This is a genomic window from Streptomyces sp. NPDC001617, assembly GCF_053596855.1.
This window is the reverse complement of the sequence record NZ_JBSFHA010000002.1, coordinates 187,575-206,063: the sequence shown is the minus strand read 5'-3', so window position 1 is coordinate 206,063 and position 18,489 is coordinate 187,575. Positions and strand designations below refer to the sequence as shown.

The 18,489-nt window shown below is 69.8% G+C and carries 13 protein-coding genes; 12 read left to right on the top strand and 1 reads right to left on the bottom strand.

Annotated features, from left to right (window positions below; all coding sequences use genetic code 11):
* The first annotated feature begins 68 nt into the window (after positions 1-68).
* From ACWC09_RS02555 to ACWC09_RS02525, 7 genes are all read left to right on the top strand, one after another.
* Complete coding sequence (locus tag ACWC09_RS02555; RefSeq protein WP_450847738.1) at positions 69-1,550, top strand: VCBS repeat-containing protein; 1,482 nt, start codon at positions 69-71, stop codon at positions 1,548-1,550.
* A 117-nt stretch (positions 1,551-1,667) separates the two neighbouring features.
* Positions 1,668-3,146 carry an FG-GAP-like repeat-containing protein gene (locus ACWC09_RS02550; protein ID WP_450847736.1) on the top strand — a complete coding sequence of 493 codons (1,479 nt, stop codon included), beginning with the start codon at positions 1,668-1,670 and terminating at the stop codon, positions 3,144-3,146.
* Between the two features lie 217 nt (positions 3,147-3,363).
* Positions 3,364-4,914, top strand: coding sequence for an alkaline phosphatase D family protein (locus ACWC09_RS02545; RefSeq protein WP_450847734.1), 1,551 nt, complete (start codon positions 3,364-3,366; stop codon positions 4,912-4,914).
* Positions 4,915-5,039: 125 nt separating this feature from the next.
* Positions 5,040-6,197 (top strand): hypothetical protein, encoded by a 1,158-nt coding sequence (locus tag ACWC09_RS02540; RefSeq protein WP_450847732.1) that lies wholly within the window; start codon positions 5,040-5,042, stop codon positions 6,195-6,197.
* 123 nt (positions 6,198-6,320) lie between these two features.
* Positions 6,321-7,817, top strand: coding sequence for a D-ribitol-5-phosphate cytidylyltransferase (locus tag ACWC09_RS02535; protein WP_450847730.1), 1,497 nt, complete (start codon positions 6,321-6,323; stop codon positions 7,815-7,817).
* A 151-nt stretch (positions 7,818-7,968) separates the two neighbouring features.
* Positions 7,969-10,053 carry a hypothetical protein gene (locus tag ACWC09_RS02530; protein WP_450847728.1) on the top strand — a complete coding sequence of 695 codons (2,085 nt, stop codon included), beginning with the start codon at positions 7,969-7,971 and terminating at the stop codon, positions 10,051-10,053.
* Positions 10,054-10,216: 163 nt separating this feature from the next.
* A complete protein-coding gene (locus tag ACWC09_RS02525; protein ID WP_450847726.1) occupies positions 10,217-11,461 on the top strand; it encodes a glycosyltransferase family 2 protein in 1,245 nt (414 codons plus the stop codon).
* Positions 11,462-11,536: 75 nt separating this feature from the next.
* Here the strand turns inward: ACWC09_RS02525 and ACWC09_RS02520 are convergent, their stop codons facing one another.
* On the bottom strand, positions 11,537-12,922 hold the full coding sequence (locus ACWC09_RS02520) for a polysaccharide pyruvyl transferase family protein (protein WP_450847724.1): 1,386 nt from the start codon (positions 12,920-12,922) through the stop codon (positions 11,537-11,539).
* Between the two features lie 241 nt (positions 12,923-13,163).
* On the opposite strand from ACWC09_RS02520, the gene proB reads away from it, so the two are divergent.
* The 5 genes from proB to ACWC09_RS02495 all read left to right on the top strand — a co-directional run bounded on the left by proB (position 13,164) and on the right by ACWC09_RS02495 (position 18,461).
* Positions 13,164-14,270, top strand: a complete 1,107-nt coding sequence (gene proB, locus ACWC09_RS02515) for a glutamate 5-kinase (protein ID WP_450847869.1) — start codon at positions 13,164-13,166, stop codon at positions 14,268-14,270.
* Positions 14,271-14,856: 586 nt separating this feature from the next.
* The gene (locus ACWC09_RS02510) at positions 14,857-15,285 is read left to right on the top strand and encodes a hypothetical protein (protein ID WP_450847722.1); all 429 of its coding nucleotides are present in this window, start codon (positions 14,857-14,859) and stop codon (positions 15,283-15,285) included.
* A gap of 61 nt (positions 15,286-15,346) precedes the next feature.
* Positions 15,347-16,633, top strand: a complete 1,287-nt coding sequence (locus tag ACWC09_RS02505) for a glutamate-5-semialdehyde dehydrogenase (protein WP_450847720.1) — start codon at positions 15,347-15,349, stop codon at positions 16,631-16,633.
* A gap of 84 nt (positions 16,634-16,717) precedes the next feature.
* Positions 16,718-17,284, top strand: a complete 567-nt coding sequence (locus ACWC09_RS02500; protein WP_450847718.1) for an SCO2584 family spore wall biosynthesis protein — start codon at positions 16,718-16,720, stop codon at positions 17,282-17,284.
* 106 nt (positions 17,285-17,390) lie between these two features.
* On the top strand, positions 17,391-18,461 hold the full coding sequence (locus ACWC09_RS02495) for an SCO2583 family membrane protein (protein ID WP_450847717.1): 1,071 nt from the start codon (positions 17,391-17,393) through the stop codon (positions 18,459-18,461).
* The last annotated feature ends 28 nt before the right edge of the window (positions 18,462-18,489 follow it).

Here is an 18,489-nt window from a genome sequence, read left to right as displayed (position 1 = left end):
GTACTGGGCACGCGGACGCAGATCTTGGATCTCGCCGCTCTCAACTGCGACAGATCCCTGGAGTTGGCGTGCCCGAGTCCGTTGTTGTGCCCAGAATCCGGCGTGCCGCGGTCGCCGTCGCGCTGCTCGCCGGGACGGCCGCCGTGGCGCCCCTCGCCCATGCGCAGCCCACCGCCGCCAAGGCGGTGCGGCAGGACTTCAACGGGGACGGGTACGAGGACCTGGCCACCGGGGCGCCGGACGCGAGTGTCGGGGGCAGGAAGGGCGCCGGTTATGTGGCCGTCGTGTACGGGTCGGCGCACGGGCTGAACCTCGCGAGCAGGAAGGTGTTCACGCAGGCCACGGCCGGTGTGCCCGGTACTCCGGAGGCGGGGGACGCGTTCGGTGCGCATCTTGTCGCCGGTGACCTGGACGGGGACGGTTTCACCGACCTCGTCGTGCCTGCGGCGGGAGAGCGGTGGACGCAGGGCGGGGTCGCCCGCAAGGGGAGCGTCACCGTGCTGTGGGGCGGTGGGCGCGGGCTCTCGGGTGGGACGATTCTGCCGGGTGACGTCGTCGACAGCTTCGCGCGTGTCGTCGTAGGCGATTTCGACGGTGACGGGCATGCCGATCTGGCCGGGCCGTCGGAGGTGGAGTCGGGGCCGTTCACGCGGAGCGGGGTGCCTGCCCGTCAGCAGGACATCTCCTTCACCGACGGCGATCTGAGGGTGCTGGACGTGGCCGTCGGGGATGCCGACGGGGACGGCATCAGTGATGTCGTCGTGCTCACCGGGCCGTTCGACTTCGACGACCCGGGCGACGAGAACTCCGGTCACAGTCTCCTTTACCTGCACGGCACTTCGGACGGCCTTGCCCCGCTGACCCACCTGAAGGACGGAGCGGGCCGGGACATCGAGGGCGGCGAGAGCCTCGCGCTCGGTGACGTCAACGGGGACGGGCGGGACGACATCGTCTTCGGGCGGCCGTTGGTCGCTCACTCGGGGGACGGGGCCGTCGATCCGAGTGAGTACGGAGAGCGTGTCGGGGTCGTGCTCGGCTCGGCGCGGGGACCCCAGGTCGCGGATCCACGGACCGTCGACCAGGGCACGCCCGGTGTCCCCGGCACGGTTGAGGGGGGCGACTACTTCGGGATGGATGTCGCCGTCGGTGATGTGAACGGCGACGGGTACGCCGACATCGTGGCCGGGAGCCCCGGTGAGGACTTCTCCGGAATCCAGGACGCGGGCACGGTCACCGTCATTCCCGGCCGCGCGGGCGGGCCGACCGGCGCCGGCTCGAAGGTCTTCAGCCAGAACACCTCCGGTGTGCCGGGAACCGCCGAACGCTCCGACGGCTTCGGCCAGGCCCTCACCCTCCTCGACGGCGACGACGACGGCCGCGCGGATCTCGTCGTCGGCGCCCCCGGCGAGAACTCCGGAGCCGGAGCGGTGTGGGCCTTCCGGTCCAGCACCTCCGGCGTCACCACCACCGGCGCTGTCTCCTTCGGCGCCAGGCAACTCGGTACCGATCCCCAACTCGCCCGTCTCGGCCGCGAGTTCACCAACCGCTGACCTCCTTCGGGCGCGCCTTGCCGCACCTGGGGGCGCCCGATGAGAACTCCTTGGCCGACTGGGCCGCCTTCGGGACGAGCCTCGCACGCTGATCCACTTCCACAGGAGAGAGCGACCATGAACAGACGAAAAGGCGCATGGCGTACGGGACTTGCCGTCGTCCTCGCGGTCACCGGGGCCGTCGCCCTCCCGGCCGCGCACGCCTCCGCCGGCACCCAGGTGACCACGGCGAAGCTGCAGGACGACTTCAACGGGGACGGCTACTCCGACCTCGCCGTCGCCGCGCCCTCGGCGACCGTCGGCGGGAAGAAGACCGCGGGGTACGTCGCCGTGGTCTACGGGTCGGCGACCGGGCTGAAGACCTCCACCAAGCAGGTGTTCAGCCAGAACAGCGCGGGTGTGCCGGGGAGTGCGGAGACCGGTGACCGGTTCGGGAGTGCGCTGAGCACCGCTGACCTGGACGGGGACGGCTATGCCGATCTCGTCGTCGGGGTGGGCGGGGAGGACACCTCGGCGGGGACCGACGCCGGGTTGACCGAGGTGATCTGGGGTGGTGCGAAGGGACTGTCCGGCGGAGCCGCGCTGGCCGGCGGGAACGCGTACGACGCCCTCGGTGCCGAGGGGCATCTCGCCGTCGGCGATGTGAACGGGGACGGCGCCCAGGACGTCCTCACCGTCGAGCACGCCCACGACCTGCGCGTCCTCAGCGGCCCCTTCGCCCGGGACGGCTCCACCGTGCACGGCGGACAGGTCGTCAAGGACCCGTTCGACAGCCGGGTCATGGACCTCGCCACCGGTGACCTCAATGGCGACGGCATCACCGACGTGGCCGCGGTCGAGAACGACGGCGACGAGTACGACGCCCGCCGCATCGTCCACTGGACGGGCACCAAGGACGGGCTCACCCCGTACACGCTGGTCTACGACATCGACGGCGCCGGCCTCCAGGGCGGCGAGAACCTCGACATCGGGGACGTCAACAAGGACGGCTATGACGACATCGTGGTCGGCCGGGCCGTCGACGGCTACGACAGCGACGCCGACAACCCGTACGTCAAGGGCGGCCGTATCACCTGGGTTCCCGGCACCGCCGAGGGACCCGACGGGACGAAGGCGAAGTTCGTCTACCAGGACACCCCGCTGGTGCCGGGCACCGCGGAGAAGGGCGACCACTTCGGGACCGACGTCTCGGTCGCCGACGTCGACGGAGACGGCTACGCCGACATCGCGGCCGGCGTGCCCGGCGAGGATCTCGGCTCGATCGCCGACGCGGGCAGCGTCGTCGTCCTGCGCGGCACCAACACCGGTCCGACGAGCAGCGGCTCCGTGGTGTTCAGCCAGAACACCACGGGCGTGCCCGGCACCGCGGAGAAGGGCGACGCCTTCGGCCTGGCCACCCATCTGGTGGACCTGGACCACGACGGCCGTGCCGAACTCGTTGTCGGCGCGCCCGGGGAGAACGCCGGCCAGGGCGGGGTGTGGGTGTTCAAGGCCAACGAACACGGCATCACAGCGGCCGGCTCCCACACCTTCGGCGCCGGCACCCTCGGCACCGTCGCCGCGGGCGCCAGGCTGGGCTCGGGGTTCGACGACTGAGCGGCCACTGAGTATCCGTCAGACACGTTGCTCTTGACTCGTTTTAGCGGACCCGTTGCGACAAGATCAGGTTCATCCTGTTGTTCCCGTGTCGCAACGGGTCTTCTGTTGTCTGCCTATTTGTCATGCACGCGAAGGCTCGCGTTCAGCGGGTGGACCGACCCGGTGCGTGAGCTTGCACGAGTCCAAGAGGCCAGCGAGGCAAGGGAGTTCGACGATGACCGGAGCAAACTCGCCCGACCGACGCCGCTTTCTGACCGCCGGTGCCGCCGTCCTCGGTGCCGCGGCCTCCGCCCAGCTGTGGCTGCCGGGTACCGCCCGAGCAGCCGAAAACACCCTGCCCGACGGTGTGTTCAGCCTTGGGGTGGCCTCCGGCGACCCCCTCCCCGACGGCATCGTCCTGTGGACCCGGCTCGCCCCGGACCCGCTGAACGGCGGCGGTATGCCCGACGAAGTGGTCCCGGTGGAGTGGGAGATCGCCGAGGACGAACGGCTGAGAAAGGTCGTCCGCCGGGGTGTCGCCCAGGCGCGGCCCGAGTACGGGCACAGCGTTCACGTGGATGTACGGGGGCTGCGCCCGGACCGCTCGTACTGGTACCGCTTCCGTACGAGTGGCCAGATCTCGACCGTCGGCCGTACCCGCACCGCCCCGCACCCGCACAGCAAGGGCGGCTCCCTGCGCATCGCGCTGGCCTCCTGCCAGAACTGGCAGCACGGCTACTTCACGCCGTACGCCGACATGCTCGCCCAGGACCCCGACTTCGTCCTCTTCGTCGGCGACTACATCTACGAGTCCACGCCGTCGTCGGCGGGTCCGCGGCGGCACGAGGGCACGGGGGAGCCGTACACCCTGGTCCAGTACCGCAACCGGTACGCCCAGTACCGCACCGACCCCGACCTCGCCGCGATGCACGCGAACGCCCCCTGGGTGGTCACCTTCGACGACCACGAGGTCGACAACGACTGGGCCGGCGAGATCCCGCAGGACCCCGGCAAGCAGTCGCACGACGCCTTCGTGGCCCGGCTGACGGCGGCCTTCCAGGCGTACTACGAGCACATGCCGGTCCGTGCGTCGGCCATCCCGAACGGCCCGCACATCCAGATGTACCGCCGTCTGGAGTTCGGCCGCCTGGCCCGCCTCAACGTCCTCGACACCCGCCAGTTCCGCAGCGACCAGGTGACCGGCCAGGCCGCCGCCGAGGACCCCTCGCTCACGATGCTCGGCGCCGAGCAGAAGCAGTGGCTCCTCGACGGGCTGCACGACTCGCCCGCCCGCTGGAACCTGATCGCCTCGCAGATCATGATGGCCGAGACCGACCTCCAGATCGGCGACGGCAAGCTCTGGTACTACGACGCCTGGGACGGCTACCAGGTCGAACGCAACGCCCTGCTCGGCGAGTTCGCCGACATCCGCAACCCGGTCGTGCTCAGCGGCGACCGGCACCTCACGATGATCAGCGACCTCAGGACGGACTACGACGACCCGGACTCCGAGGTCGTCGGCGCCGAATTCGTCGGCACGTCCATCTCCAGCAACGGCGACCAGGACCAGGCCGCCTTCCACGCCCAGTGGGACCCGCTGATGCCGGACAACCCGCACTGGAAGCTGATCGACGCCCACCGCGGCTACCACCTCTTCGACATCGACCGGCACGGCGTCGACGCACAGGTGCGGGTGGTCGACACGGTCGTACAGCCGACGGCTACGGCGAGCACGTATGCGCGGCTGCGGGTGGAGAACGGCCGGCCCGGGGTCGAAAAAGTGTGACACTTTCCCGTAAAGTGACACACTTTTGGCGAACATGAACCCTGTGTGACGGGAGCCTGGGACTCATCTGTGTCCCAGGTCTCTCTCAGGTAAGTCTCAGGTATTCCTCTTACCGTCCCTTAACCATGGAGACGGACTGTACGACACTGCCCGCGGGCACCCGGCTGCTGCACATCGGCCCGCACAAGACCGGGACCACCTCGATCCAGGGCGCGCTCTTCGCCGCGAAGGACCAACTGCCCGCGCACGGTGTCGAGTTCCCCGGGCATACCCGGCACCCGATGGAGGCCGCGCTGGCCGCCTGCGCCCGGCCCGCGATGATGGGCGACACCGTGCCCACCGACCAGCACTGGACGAAGCTGCTCCAACAGGTCGAGGCCACCGGGAAGCGCACCTCGGTGATCAGCAGCGAGTTCTTCGCCGACGCCGAGGACGATGCGACCGTCGCCCGGATCGTCGAGCAGCTCGGCGGGGAGCGCGTGCACATCCTGGTCACCCTGCGCCCACTGGCGAAGATCATGCCGTCGCAGTGGCAGCAGTACGTGCAGAACGGGCTGCGCCTGGGGTACGAGGACTGGCTGCGGCACATGCTGAAGAAGGCCCCGTACGAGAAGCCCACCCCCAGCTTCTGGCGTCGGCACCGGCATGACCGGCTGGTGGAGCGGTGGGCGCGGGTGGCCGGGCCGGAGCGGGTCACCGTCGTCGTGGTCGACGACCGCGACCGGGGCGGGCTGATGCGTACCTTCGAGACACTGCTCGGACTGCCCGAGAATCTGCTGCAGCCGGTTCCGGACACGGCAAACCGTTCCCTTACCCTCGCCGAGACCGAAATGCTGCGGAATCTTAATAAGGAATTCCGCGGCAATGGACTCCCGGACGAGCTGTATTCCAGACTCATCCGTAACGGCGCGGTCATGCATATGAAGAACGCGTGCAGCCCGACCCCGCAGGACGTGAAGATCTCCACGCCCGCCTGGGCGGTCGAGGCGGCGGCCGGGATCGGTGCCGAAATGGCCGAGAGTATCGCCCGTATGGGCGTACGGGTCGTAGGGGATCCGGCGCTGCTCTCCGCGGTGCCGAAGTCCGCCGAGCAGGCGCCGCAGGAGCCGCGGATCGCGCCCGAGGTGGCCGCCCAGGCGCTCTACGGAGCCCTCGCCGCGGCCGCGGCGGCGCCTGTGAGACACGCCACGCCGGCGAAATCCCGCACGGTTCACCAGACGTCGTCCAAGGAACTCGTGAAGGTGCTCGGTCACCGCTGTCTGCAGAAGCTGCGGTGGCACTGACTCTCTGTGCAAGGTGAATGACAGGTAGCGCGCACATATGCGGCGGACGGCGCTCACCTTGCACAGCGGTTACCGCAAGTGGGACCATTTCCAGGTTCCCTGTCGCCCCAAGGTAGGTCCTCTGTGTCCCAGCACATAGCCAAGCCCCGTACCACCGCAGTGATCCTGGCCGGTGGCACCGGCCAGCGGGTGGGTCTTTCGATCCCCAAGCAGCTGCTGAAGATCGCCGGCAAGGCAGTCATCGAGCACACCCTCACGACCTTCGAGAAGGCCGACTCGATCGACGACATCATCGTGCTGATGGCGCCGGGCTATGTGCCCGACGTCGAGAAGATCGTCGCCAAGGCCGGTTTCACCAAGGTCAAGAAGATCATCGAGGGCGGTTCGACCCGGAACGAGACCACCGAGCGCGCCATCGAGGCCCTCGGCGAGGGCCTGGCGGACGGCGAGGACCTCAACGTCCTCTTCCACGATGCCGTACGCCCGCTGCTCTCGCAGCGCGTGATCGACGACTGCGTGGTCGCCCTGGAGCGCTACCAGGCCGTCGACGTCGCCATCCCGTCCGCGGACACCATCATCGTGACCCGCACGCACGGCGAGGACGGCGAGTTCATCACCGAGATCCCGGACCGCTCCCGCCTGCGCCGCGGCCAGACACCGCAGGCCTTCAAGCTGTCCACGATCAAGCGGGCCTACGAGGTCGCCGCCGGCGACCCGAACTTCCAGGCCACGGACGACTGCTCGGTCGTGCTCAAGTACCTGCCGGACGTGCCGATCAACGTCGTCGCGGGCGACGAGTACAACATGAAGGTGACCCAGCCGGTCGACGTCTTCATCGCCGACAAGCTGTTCCAGCTCGCCTCGACCGCCGCGCCCGAGCAGGTGAGCGAGGAGGCCTACCGTGAGCTGCTCACCGGCAAGACGGTCGTGATCTTCGGCGGCTCGTACGGCATCGGCAAGGACATCGCCGAGCTGGCCGAAGCCTACGGCTCCAAGGTGTACGCCCTGGGCCGCTCCACCACCGGCACGCACGTGGAGAACCCGGAGGAGGTCGACGACGCGCTGTCCAAGGCGTACGCGGAGACCGGCCGGATCGACTACGTCGTCAACACCGCCGGCGTGCTGCGCATCGGCAAGCTGGCCGAGACCGACAACGCGACCATCGAGGAAGCGCTGAAGGTCAACTACCTGGCGCCGGTGCAGATCGCCCGTTCGGCCTACAAGTACCTCGCCGAGACCAAGGGCCAGCTGCTCCTCTACACCTCCAGCAGCTACACCCGCGGCCGCGCCGAGTACAGCCTCTACTCCTCGACCAAGGCCGCCATGGTGAACCTCACCCAGGCCCTGTCCGACGAGTGGGCCGGCGACGGCATCCGCGTCAACTGCGTCAACCCGGAGCGCACCGCGACGCCGATGCGCACGAAGGCCTTCGGCCAGGAGGCCGCGGGCACCCTGCTCTCCTCCGAGGCGGTCGCCCGTACCTCGCTCGACGTGCTGCTGTCCGAGCTGACCGGGCATGTCATCGACGTCCGCCAGCAGGACCCGACGGCGGGCGCCGCCAAGGCGTCCGGCTTCGAGCAGGCGCTGGCCTCGGTGCTGGACGTCCAGGACGGCGTGTAATAATCGACGGTAATTAGTCTTCCGTTATTCAGGCCTCTGCTTTCCGGTGTTAATGCGGTGCTGTTAGTGCAGTGCATTGACCGGGTCTTCGCAGAGGCCTGAATCCGTACCACGAACAAAACCGGCACTCCCCTCCCAGAGCAGGTTCTCCGTGATATCCACCGCTATTCGCGTCGCCCGGGTGGGCAGCGCGGCCGAGCTGGCCGCGGCGGCGCTCATGATGCTGGGCTTCCCGGCGCTCATGCTGGCCGCGCTCGTCCCGAGCGTCCCCGCCTTCGCGGCAGCGGCCGCCGTGACGTACCTGGCGGACCACTATCTGCACCGCAAGGGCAGCTACCTGGTCAACCGCCTCAGCAAGGTCCGCGCCGGTCTCTCGATCCGCTTCCTGATCCGAGAGCTGCTGCTCGTCCTGCTGCTGGCCCGGCTGTCCCTCGCGGACAACCTGATCTACTACGGCGCCGTCGCCTGCTTCATCGCGTTCTACGGCCTCCAGGCCCCGCACGGCGCCCTGGTCACCCTCATCCGCAACCGCCGCCGGATGCCGGTCGCCACCCGCAACGTCGACCTGAAGTCCCGCATCCGCATCCCGGACGCCCCGCCGCGCGGTCTGCTGAACCGTTCGGCCGAGAAGATGCTCCACCTGGACCTCGCGGCCGTCGCCGGCATCCTGGTCGCCGCCGCCATGGACACCTCCGTGCCCGGCTTCATCGGCATCGGCATCACCATCTTCCTCGGCTCCGTGTACGTCCTCGCCCTGATGCCGTACGTCCGTGGCCGCAAGACCCCGCCGAACGCCGAGAAGGTCCTGGCGGCCGTCGACAACTGGCTGCACGAGTACAGCCCGGAGACGGTGCTGTACTTCTCGGGCTCCAAGGACTCCGCGTACCAGGTCAACATGTGGCTGGAGACGATGGAGCAGCTCGACTCCAAGCCGCTGATCATCCTGCGCGAGCGCGTCATCCTCGCCAACCTGGCGCCCACCACGGTCCCCGTCATCTGCGTGCCCGGCGGTGTGCACCTGATGAACCTGGACCTGACGAACGTGCGCGTCGCGCTCTACGCGGCCAACGTCGGCAAGAACATCCACCTGCTGCGCGTCCCGACCATGAAGCACGTGTTCATCGGCCACGGCGACAGCGACAAGCTGGCCAGCGTCAACCCGTTCAGCAAGGTGTACGACGAGGTGTGGACCGCCGGCCGGGCGGGCCGCGACCGCTACGCCATCGCCGACGTCGGCGTCCGCGACGACGACATCGTGGAGGTCGGCCGTCCGCAGCTGGCGCCGATCCAGGGCTGGCAGGGTGTGCCGGACGGCCGTATCCCCACGGTGTTGTACGCACCCACCTGGGAGGGATGGGACGGCGACCCGGGCAACACCTCGATCGTGCTGGCCGGCGAGAACATCGTGAAGAAGCTGGTCAAGGCCGACCCGCCGGTCCGCGTCCTGTACAAGCCGCACCCGTTCACCGGGACGGTCAGCAAGGAGGCCGGCGTCGCGCACCAGCGCATCGTCACGCTGGTCGAGAAGGCCGCCGTCGAGCGCGCCGGCGACGCGCGCTTCCAGGCCGACGCCGCCGCCGTGCAGCAGGCCAAGGCCGAGCTGGCCCGGATCGAGGCGCGCCTCGCCGAGCTGTCCGGCACCGCCGGCGACCGGGGCGACGAGGCCGAGGCGTCCCGCGACGGCGTGGTCGACCTGAAGAAGCACGAGGAGGTCGCCGAGCTGCGCGGCGAGTGGAACGACGCCTACTGGCGCTCCTTCGGCAGCTTCGAGCACCGTGTCATCGCGGGCGCCGAGCCGCGCCTGTTCGACTGCTTCAACGTCTCCGACGCGATGGTCTCCGACATCTCCAGTGTGGTCTCCGACTTCCTCGCGAGCGGCAAGCCGTACGCGGTGACGGACTCCGCCGAGCTGGGCGTCGAGGAGTTCAAGCGGCAGAACACCGCGGTGCGCGCGGCCACGATCCTGTCCAACTCGGCCGCCGAACTGGGCGAGTTGCTGGCCGCGGTCCGCGACCCGTCCACCGACCCGCTGGCGGAGGACCGCAAGGAGCTCAAGGCGTACCTGCTCGGCCCGGACGAGCCCACCTCCATCGAGCAGTTCAACACCGCGGTCGGCGACCTGGCCCTGAAGGCCGAGACGCGCAACCTCGGCCAGGAGTCGCGGGCCGCCGCGGCCGGCACCCCCGGCGCGGACGAGCTGTCGGACGCGCTGTCGGCCCAGCCGCCCACCGCATGAGGCCCAGTATGTGAAAACGGTGAGAAGGGCCCGGTTCTCGAGGAGTGATCCTCGAAACCGGGCCCTTTTTACGTATCTGTAGGCAACCCACAGCCGTGGCCGTCCGTCTAAGAGGTAGCGAATAAGACGATACGGGGGAAACATCCCGTGACAAGGGGGAAATGTGACCGTGACGCAGCCTGATGTGACTGTCGTCATCGGGGCATACGAAGCGATGCCGTACCTGGTCGAGTGCCTCGCCTCCGTCGAGGCACAGACCATCGACCCAGGGCGCATCGAGGTCATCGCGGTGGACGACGGCTCCACCGACGGCACAGGGGAGTGCCTGGAGGAGTTCGCGGCCCGCGTCGCCATGCCGGTGACGGTGATCCGGCAGGACAACTCCGGCGGCCCCAGCGGCCCGCGCAACGTCGGCCTGGGCAAGGCATCCGGGCGCTACGTCTTCTTCCTCGACGCCGACGACCGGCTCGGCCCCGAAGCGCTGGAGCGGATGGTCGCGATGGCCGACCGCAACGGCACGGACGTCGTCCTCGGCAAGGTAGAGGGCGTCAACCGCAAGCCGCCGCAGTCGATGTGGGGCAAGACCCTGGAGCGCACGGACGTCTTCTCGTCCAACATCAAGTTCACGCTGAGCGCGCAGAAGCTGTTCCGCCGGGAGTTCCTGGAGCGGCACGGCATGCGCTTCGACGAGTCCCTGTGGACCGGCGAGGACGCGCTGTTCACCATGGAGGCCTACCTCCGCGCCGACGGCGTCTCCGTCATCGCCGACTACACCTGCTACTACCTGGTCGGCCGCGACGACGGCAAGCACGTGACGAAGAGCGGCGGTTACACCCTGCGCTTCGACTCCGCGCGCGCCCTGATGACTCTGATAGCCGACATGGTCCCGCCCGGCGAGCGGCGCGACTCGCTGATGCACCGCCCCTTCGTGATCACGCTGGCACCGCAGTTCGGCCCGAAGTACGCCAAGGACAGCGAGAGGGTACGGCGGCACAAGTTCGAGCTGGCCAAGCCGCTGATGAAGGAGTTCTGGACCGAGGGCGTGGCCCAGCGACTCAGGGTCGACGAGCGGCTTCGGCTCCACCTGGTCGCCGAGGGACAGCCCGAACTCCTGCTCCCCGTCGCGGAGTTCCTGAAGGCGAAGAAGCAGGCGGCGGCCCTCCTGGAGAAGAAGGGCCGGGAGGTCTACCTCGTCTACCCCCACTTCCGCGACGCCTCCGCGGGCATCCCCGACCGCGTCTACCTCGCCCCTGTGCGCGAGGCCCGCGCCTTCCCGGGGTACCGCGAGCACTCGCCGACGTCCGTGTTCCGCCGGGCGGCGCGTAAGGCGCGCAGGGTGCTGAAGGCGCGGACGACCGGCGGGCGGCGCAGGACGCCTACGTCGGGCGGGACTGCCACGGCGGCCTGACAGCAGCTCACAGGGCGAGGCCGACAGCGCGGGTCGCTCGCTGTCGGCCTCCGCCTCGTCATGGACGGGCCGGCGCTACTGCCGGCCCGTCTGCAGTGCCCTGCGGATCGGGCGGCCGACCACACGCCGGGCCCGGCGGTAGACGGACGTCGTCGACGTCGCCGTACCCGACCTGCCGGCGTTCCGTTCCAGCTCGCGCTTCAACTGGGCATTGTCCAGGGACAGTTCGGTGATGCGGGTCTGCATCCAGCCGAAGCGTGAGGTGAGCGAGGCGAGGTCGGCCTCGTTCCAGGGGCGGATGGCCGGCGGGAAGTTCAGCGCCTTCATACGGGCCTCGAAGGCCGCGCCGCCGTCGCCGTGCGTGAACGTGTTCTCCAGGCCGTTGCGGTCCAGGAACGCGGTGAACCGCTCGAAGCGCTCCTGGTGACCGCCGGTCAGGCCGGTGAGGTCGGCCTCCTCGTACAGGGCGGCGGGGTCCAGGTCCTCGGGCAGCCGGTCGATCCTGCGGTGCGGGATGTCGAAGTAGCGGCACAGCTCCAGCGTCCGCGAGTCCCCGCACAGCACCGTCGCCGGCGTGCCCGCGAGGAGCGCCGCGATGTTGCCGTGGATCCGGGAGCCGAACGAGAAGTCGTAGCCGCGCAGTTCGTCGATCCAGGTCACCGGGTCGATGTAGACGCGGGCCTTGTCCTCCCGGTACATCGGATGGTCCGGGTGGGTCGGTATCGAGGTCACCGCGGCGTTCGGATGCGACAGGTCCCGCCAGTGCAACTGCCGTGCGTCGCTGAGGTTCTGGCCGACGAAGGTCAGCCGCGGATAGCGGGCGTGGGCGCGGGTGATGACCCTGTCGAGGCCCTGCTTCTGCACCGCGCTGTGCGAACCGTTGACCGCGATCCGGGAGTCGGCGGTCAGCACCGGCAACCGCTTCTGTACGGGGAGTTCCTTGCCGTACAGGAACAACGACGGGCAGCCGATGACCTCGACGTCCTTGAAGCCCAGGTCCTTCAGGTACTTCTCGGTGAACTCGCCCCGCACCCCGATCGACGCGCTGCGGTCCAGCACCGCCGAGACGAACTCCCGCACCGACTGCTCCATCGGCTTCAGCCGCGCCGCGTTGTAGCTCAGCCCGGCCTGCGCACCGATGCCCGGCACCACCACGGGAATCCGCAGCCGGCCGATCAGCCGCGTCAACCGCCTCAACTGCGGCTCGAACGACGGCCGGAACGCGTTGGCCAGCGGTACGACGAAGACGTCGTACTCCTCGTTGATCCGCTCCGCCGCCGACACATCGGTCCGGATGCCGTTCGAGACGACCTCGGTGCCGGGTGTCTCGAGGATCTTGTGCGCGGCGTCGCTGAAGATCAGATTGCCGGAGTTGGTGGCGATGACGTCCTGGTCGAGGGCCTCCTCCACAGGGAAGACGTCGTAGGGGCTCTTCCCCGAGCGGAGGAGGATGCGCTTCATGCGGTGAACCTGGTGATCTCTGGGCGGCACAAAGTTCAAATTAAGTTTGCCCGTACTTTGATTTCTATAGGAAACCAGTGCAACCTTTTTGCCGTATGCGTCGCGTGAGCAACCGGTTACGTGACGTCTGTCCGGGGACTGGACCGATGCGCGCCGCCCGTGCCCGTTCGCGTAGATTGCCTGCGGGTATCCCGTGCGCGCGAGGGGACGGAAGAAGCAGGTGGCAGGGGCAAGGCAGGGCGTGGCGGAAGCCCGCAGGATCGTCGTCAAGGTGGGTTCCTCGTCGCTGACCACCGCCTCCGGCGGTCTGGACGCCGACCGGGTCGACGCGCTCGTCGATGTCCTCGCCAAGAGCCGCAGCGGCGGCGAGAGGGAGATCGTCCTGGTCTCCTCCGGTGCCATCGCCGCGGGTCTCGCCCCCCTCGGTCTGCGCCGCCGCCCCCGCGACCTGGCCCGCCAGCAGGCCGCCGCCAGCGTCGGCCAGGGCCTGCTCGTCGCCCGCTACACCGCCTCCTTCGCCCGTTACGGCGTCCGTGTCGGCCAGGTCCTGCTGACCAGCGACGACATGAGCCGCCGCGCCCACCACCGCAACGCCTCCCGCACCCTCGACAAGCTGCTCGCGATGGGTGCGTTCCCCATCGTGAACGAGAACGACACCGTCGCCACCGACGAGATCCGCTTCGGCGACAACGACCGTCTCGCCGCCCTCGTCGCCCACCTGGTCCACGCCGACCTGCTGGTCCTGCTCTCCGACGTGGACGGCGTCTACGACGGCGACCCGAGCAGGCCGGGCACCTCGCGGATAGCGGAGGTGACGGGACCGGAGGACCTCGCCGGGATCGAGATCGGCAGCGCCGGCAAGGCCGGGGTCGGCACCGGCGGCATGGTCACCAAGATCGAGGCGGCCGGGATCGCCGCCGCGGCCGGAATCCCCGTGGTCCTGACCAACGCCGTGCACGCGGCCGAGGCCCTGTCCGGCGGGGACACCGGGACCCACTTCCACGTCACCGGCAAGCGCTCCGCCGACCGCCTGCTGTGGCTGCAGCACGCCTCCACCCCGCAGGGCTCGCTCACCCTCGACGACGGCGCGGTACGGGCGGTCGTGGAGCGCCGCAAGTCGCTGCTGCCGGCCGGGATCGCCGCCGTGGAGGGCGAGTTCAGCGCCGGGGACCCGGTCGAGCTGCGGGACGGCGAGGGGCGTGCGGTGGCCCGTGGGCTCGTCAACTTCGACGCCAAGGAGATCCCCCAGCTGCTCGGGCGTTCGACCCGGGAGCTGGCACGCGAACTCGGCGCCGCGTACGAGCGCGAGGTCATCCACCGCGACGACCTGGTGATCCTGCACCCCTGACACCGGCTGCGGCCCGGGCCGGCTGCATCTTCCCGGGGGCAGCCGCTGGACTCCGGGTCGGCTGCTTTGCCGCGGGGGCAGCCCCTGGGCCTCGGGTCGGCTGCTTTGCCGCGGGGGCAGCCGCTGGACCTCGGGTCGGCTGCTTTGCCGCGGGGGCAGCCCCTGGGCCTCGGGTCGGCTGCTTTGCCGCGGGGGCAGCCCCTGGGCCTCGGGTCGGTTGCTTTTCCGCGGGGGTAGCCCCTGGGCCTCGGGTCGGTTGCTTTGCCGCGGGGGTAGCCCCTGGGCCTCGGGTCGGTTGCTTTTCCGCGGGGGCAGCCCCTGGGCCTCGGGTCGGCTGCTTTGCCGCGGGGGCAGCCCCTGGACCCCGGGTCGGCTGTATTTCCCCGGGGGCGGCCCCCCGGCCCGTTGCATTCCCCCGGAGGCAGCCCCGGACCCCCGGCCGAAAACGGGGGGAACGCCCGTTTCATCATTCGTCCTGAGGTGGACGTTCCGCAAAACCGCCCCACGAACCCTTGCGGCCTGCTCAACTTTGACTCAGGGACCCGTTCCGCACGAGCGCCGCTCGACCGTCGCAAAGGAGGCCGTCGTGAGACGAGTACGCCCTGGGGCGGCGGCGTCCCGCGGTGGTCTGACCAGCGTCACGGCAGGCGAGACCTACGAACAGCCGGCCGACCTGCCCCGCCTCTGGCACGTCACTCTCAGCGTCTCCGGCGAGGCGGCCCCCCTGCACGAGGTACGGCGCGGCCTGGAACAGCTGGCCCATGACCACCCCTTTCTGCTGACCAGCAGGTACGCGAACGACCACGCGGAGATCCGCTACTGGGAGGAGGCCCGCGACCTGCACGACGCGGCCGCCGTCGCCCTGCGCCTGTGGGGCGAACACCGCCAGACCGCGAAACTCCCGCCCTGGGAGATCGTCGGCCTGGAGGTCATCGACCGGGAGACCTATCACCAGCGGATCGCCGAGGGCTACGGCCCGCTACCGGCGACGCCTGTCGGAGTTCACCCCTTTTGAGCCTGTCTCGCGGTGTGGAACGACCGGTGGACGGCCGCGTCCGGCGCACTACCCTTCCCTCATGACCACGCTTTCGCCGTACGACTCCATGTCCCCGGTCACCCGGGCCGCCTACCGCGCCAAGGCCGCCGCCGCCGATCTCGCCCCGCTGCCGCGCGCGGTCAAGGACGACGCGCTGGCAGCCATCGCGGACGCCCTGGAGGTCCGTACGAGCGAGATCGTCGAGGCCAACGCCAAGGACATCGCCAAGGCCCGCGAGGCCGGCACCAGCGAGGCCATCATCGACCGGCTGACGCTCACCCCGGAGCGGGTGCGCGCCATCGCCTCGGACGTGCGGGACGTCGTGGCCCTGCCCGACCCCGTCGGCGAGGTCGTCCGTGGCTCGACCCTCCCGAACGGCATCGACCTGCGCCAGGTCCGCGTCCCCCTCGGCGTGGTCGGCATCATCTACGAGGCCCGCCCGAACGTCACCGTCGACGCCGCCGCCCTCTGCCTCAAGTCCGGCAACGCGGTCCTGCTGCGCGGCTCGGCCTCCGCCTACGAGTCCAACACGGCCCTCGTACGGGTCCTGCGCGACGCCGTGGGCGGCGCCGGGCTGCCCGCCGACGCCATCCAGCTGGTGCCCGGCGAGAGCCGCGACAGCGTCCGCGAGCTGATGCGGGCCCGTGGCCTGGTCGACGTCCTCATCCCGCGCGGAGGCGCCTCCCTGATCCAGACGGTGGTCACCGAGTCCATCGTCCCGGTGATCGAGACCGGTGTCGGCAACTGCCACGTCTACGTCGACGCCCACGCCGACCTCGACATGGCCATCGACATCCTGATCAACTCCAAGGCCCAGCGGCCCAGCGTCTGCAACGCCGCCGAGACCCTTCTCGTCCACCAGGACATCGCCTCCGACTTCGTGCCGCGCGCCCTGGACGCCCTCGCCGAGGCCGGCGTGACCGTCCACGCCGACCCGCGGGTGCTGGCGTACGCGAAGGACTCCAAGGCGACCGTCGTCGAGGCCACACCGGACGACTGGGACACCGAGTACCTGTCGTACGACATCGCCGCCGCCGTCGTCGACTCGCTGGACAAGGCCGTGGACCACATCCGGCTGTGGTCGTCCGGTCACACGGAGGCGATCGTCACCACCTCGCAGCAGGCCGCCCGCCGCTTCACCCAGCTGGTCGACTCCACCACCGTCGCGGTGAACGCCTCCACCCGTTTCACCGACGGCGGCCAGTTCGGCTTCGGCGCGGAGATCGGCATCTCCACCCAGAAGCTGCACGCGCGGGGCCCGATGGGCCTGCCGGAGCTGACGAGCACCAAGTACATCGTCACCGGCGACGGCCACATCCGCCGCTGACACACACCTCATGAGGTGTCTCACACAGCGGATGAATTTCCATACCGTCTGCCCAAATTGACCCCCCAGGTCTACTCTGGATTCGTGCCGGAGGACGTGGGGGGCACGCCGTTCCCTGACGGCTGGGAGCCCGACGACGACCACGACCGCGGGGTGTCGGACGAAGAGTTCGCCTCCGTGGTCTTCGACGAGGCCTTCGTACGGGCGGCCGTGGTACACGAGCCGACCGCCGTCGAGCGTCTCCTTGCCGCCGCCCAGGCGAGAGCGGAGGCCTCCGAGGCGGAGGCCCGCCGGGCCCACGGACGGGGTGAGCGGTACCAGGAGGGCTACGACCCCTCCGGTTTCGGCCATGATCCCGATCTCGAGGACCTGGATGACACCGATGTCCTCGAGGGCCGCTACGGCACCTCGGGCACCTACGGAAAAGCAGTCCGCTGGCATCGCCCGGTCGCCTGGATGCTCGCCCTCGTGATGGGGATCGGCATGGTCGCGCTGGCTTTCGCGGCCGTCTACCGGGGCGCCTCCTCGGGCACCCGGGACCAGGTTCCGCCGCCCGCCTCGACCGGACTGGAGCAGGGCAGCGCGGCGCCGCCCTCCGCCTCCGCCGACACCTCTCAGCCAGCCATCCCGGTGATCCCGCGCACCCCCTGAGTGGCGCCCCGGGTCCCGCGCTCACTTTCGATCCTGGTGAGAACCTGTCAGAACTTGTCGTGTACCAGGGCGTTTACCGGGGCTCTTGGAGACCTACCCTGAATGTATGGGCGGGCCTGGAGACCCACCTGAGGGGACACCCGAGGGCGGCCCCGGAGGTGGAGAGGACGAGTACCGATCCGTCGTGTTCGACGAGTCGTTCGTCCGTGCTGCCCGCCTCCAGGAGTTCTCCGCGCAGGAGCGCATGGCCGACCACGCCCCCGCAGTACGCCGCCGCCCGCCCCTTCGCCGGGGCCTGTCCCGGCAGGCGCTGGTCCTGGTCCTGCTGATCGCCCTCGCCTTCGGCACGGCGATCTACATGGGTATCCGCCACCCCTATCAGGCCCCCGCCGCCCAGCAGCCCGTCGAGCCCCTGCGGATGACCGTCATCCCGCTCGCCCCGCAGGGCAAGGTGCCCGGAGCGGTCGATCCCGAGTACCTGTACGCGCACAGCCCCGCCGCGCAGTTCCGCGTCGGCGCCGAAGGCATACCGCTGCCGGCCGCCCGGCGCACCGCGCACTTCTCGGACAGCCAGGTGGTGGCCGCGTTGACCACGGCCAAGGACTACATCGTCCGCTCCTCGCTCTACCCCGAGGTGATCGGCAGTCAGGACGTCCGCCCCGCGCGGGTCATGCTCAACGGGGACCAACTCGACCAGTTCGACCAGAGTTTCGACCGTCCGACCGCCGACGGGCGTCACCAGCCGACCGGTTGGCTGGTTCGCTTCGACCAGACCCGCGCCGAGCTCGCCGACTCCCGGATCCGTGTCGAGGGCACGCTGCAGGCCACGGAGACCGACTCGGCGACGCTCGAGGTGACCGCCGACCACACCTTCGTGTACGCCCTCAAGCCGACCGGCTCCGGCGCCAAGGCCCAGGCCTCCCTGTTCACCGTCCGCCGCGAACTGCACTTCCGCTTCGACCGGGACGACCTGCGACTGCACCAGGCCCAGCTGATCGTGTCGTACGTCCAGGCCGGGCCGCTGTCGTGCGCGGAGGACTCGACGAACCACTTCCACCCGCTGCTGGCCGGCCAGACGGCGAAGGCGGGAGGGCCGGCGGGCACGGATCCGTACGCGACGGGTGGCGCCACGGCGCTGTGCGGGTCGTTGGCGACCAGCGCGGAACCCAAGGTGTGAGAAGCCAACGGGACGTCTCCATCCCGAT

Excerpts from the sequence above, each read along its gene's own strand:
- ACWC09_RS02495 (WP_450847717.1), top strand. The coding sequence starts at position 17,391 with ATGGGCGGGCCTGGAGACCCACCTGAGGGGACACCCGAGGGCGGCCCC.
- ACWC09_RS02540 (WP_450847732.1), top strand. The coding sequence starts at position 5,040 with ATGGAGACGGACTGTACGACACTGCCCGCGGGCACCCGGCTGCTGCAC.
- ACWC09_RS02550 (WP_450847736.1), top strand. The coding sequence starts at position 1,668 with ATGAACAGACGAAAAGGCGCATGGCGTACGGGACTTGCCGTCGTCCTC.
- ACWC09_RS02505 (WP_450847720.1), top strand. The coding sequence starts at position 15,347 with ATGACCACGCTTTCGCCGTACGACTCCATGTCCCCGGTCACCCGGGCC.
- ACWC09_RS02520 (WP_450847724.1), bottom strand. The coding sequence starts at position 12,922 with ATGAAGCGCATCCTCCTCCGCTCGGGGAAGAGCCCCTACGACGTCTTC.
- ACWC09_RS02545 (WP_450847734.1), top strand. The coding sequence starts at position 3,364 with ATGACCGGAGCAAACTCGCCCGACCGACGCCGCTTTCTGACCGCCGGT.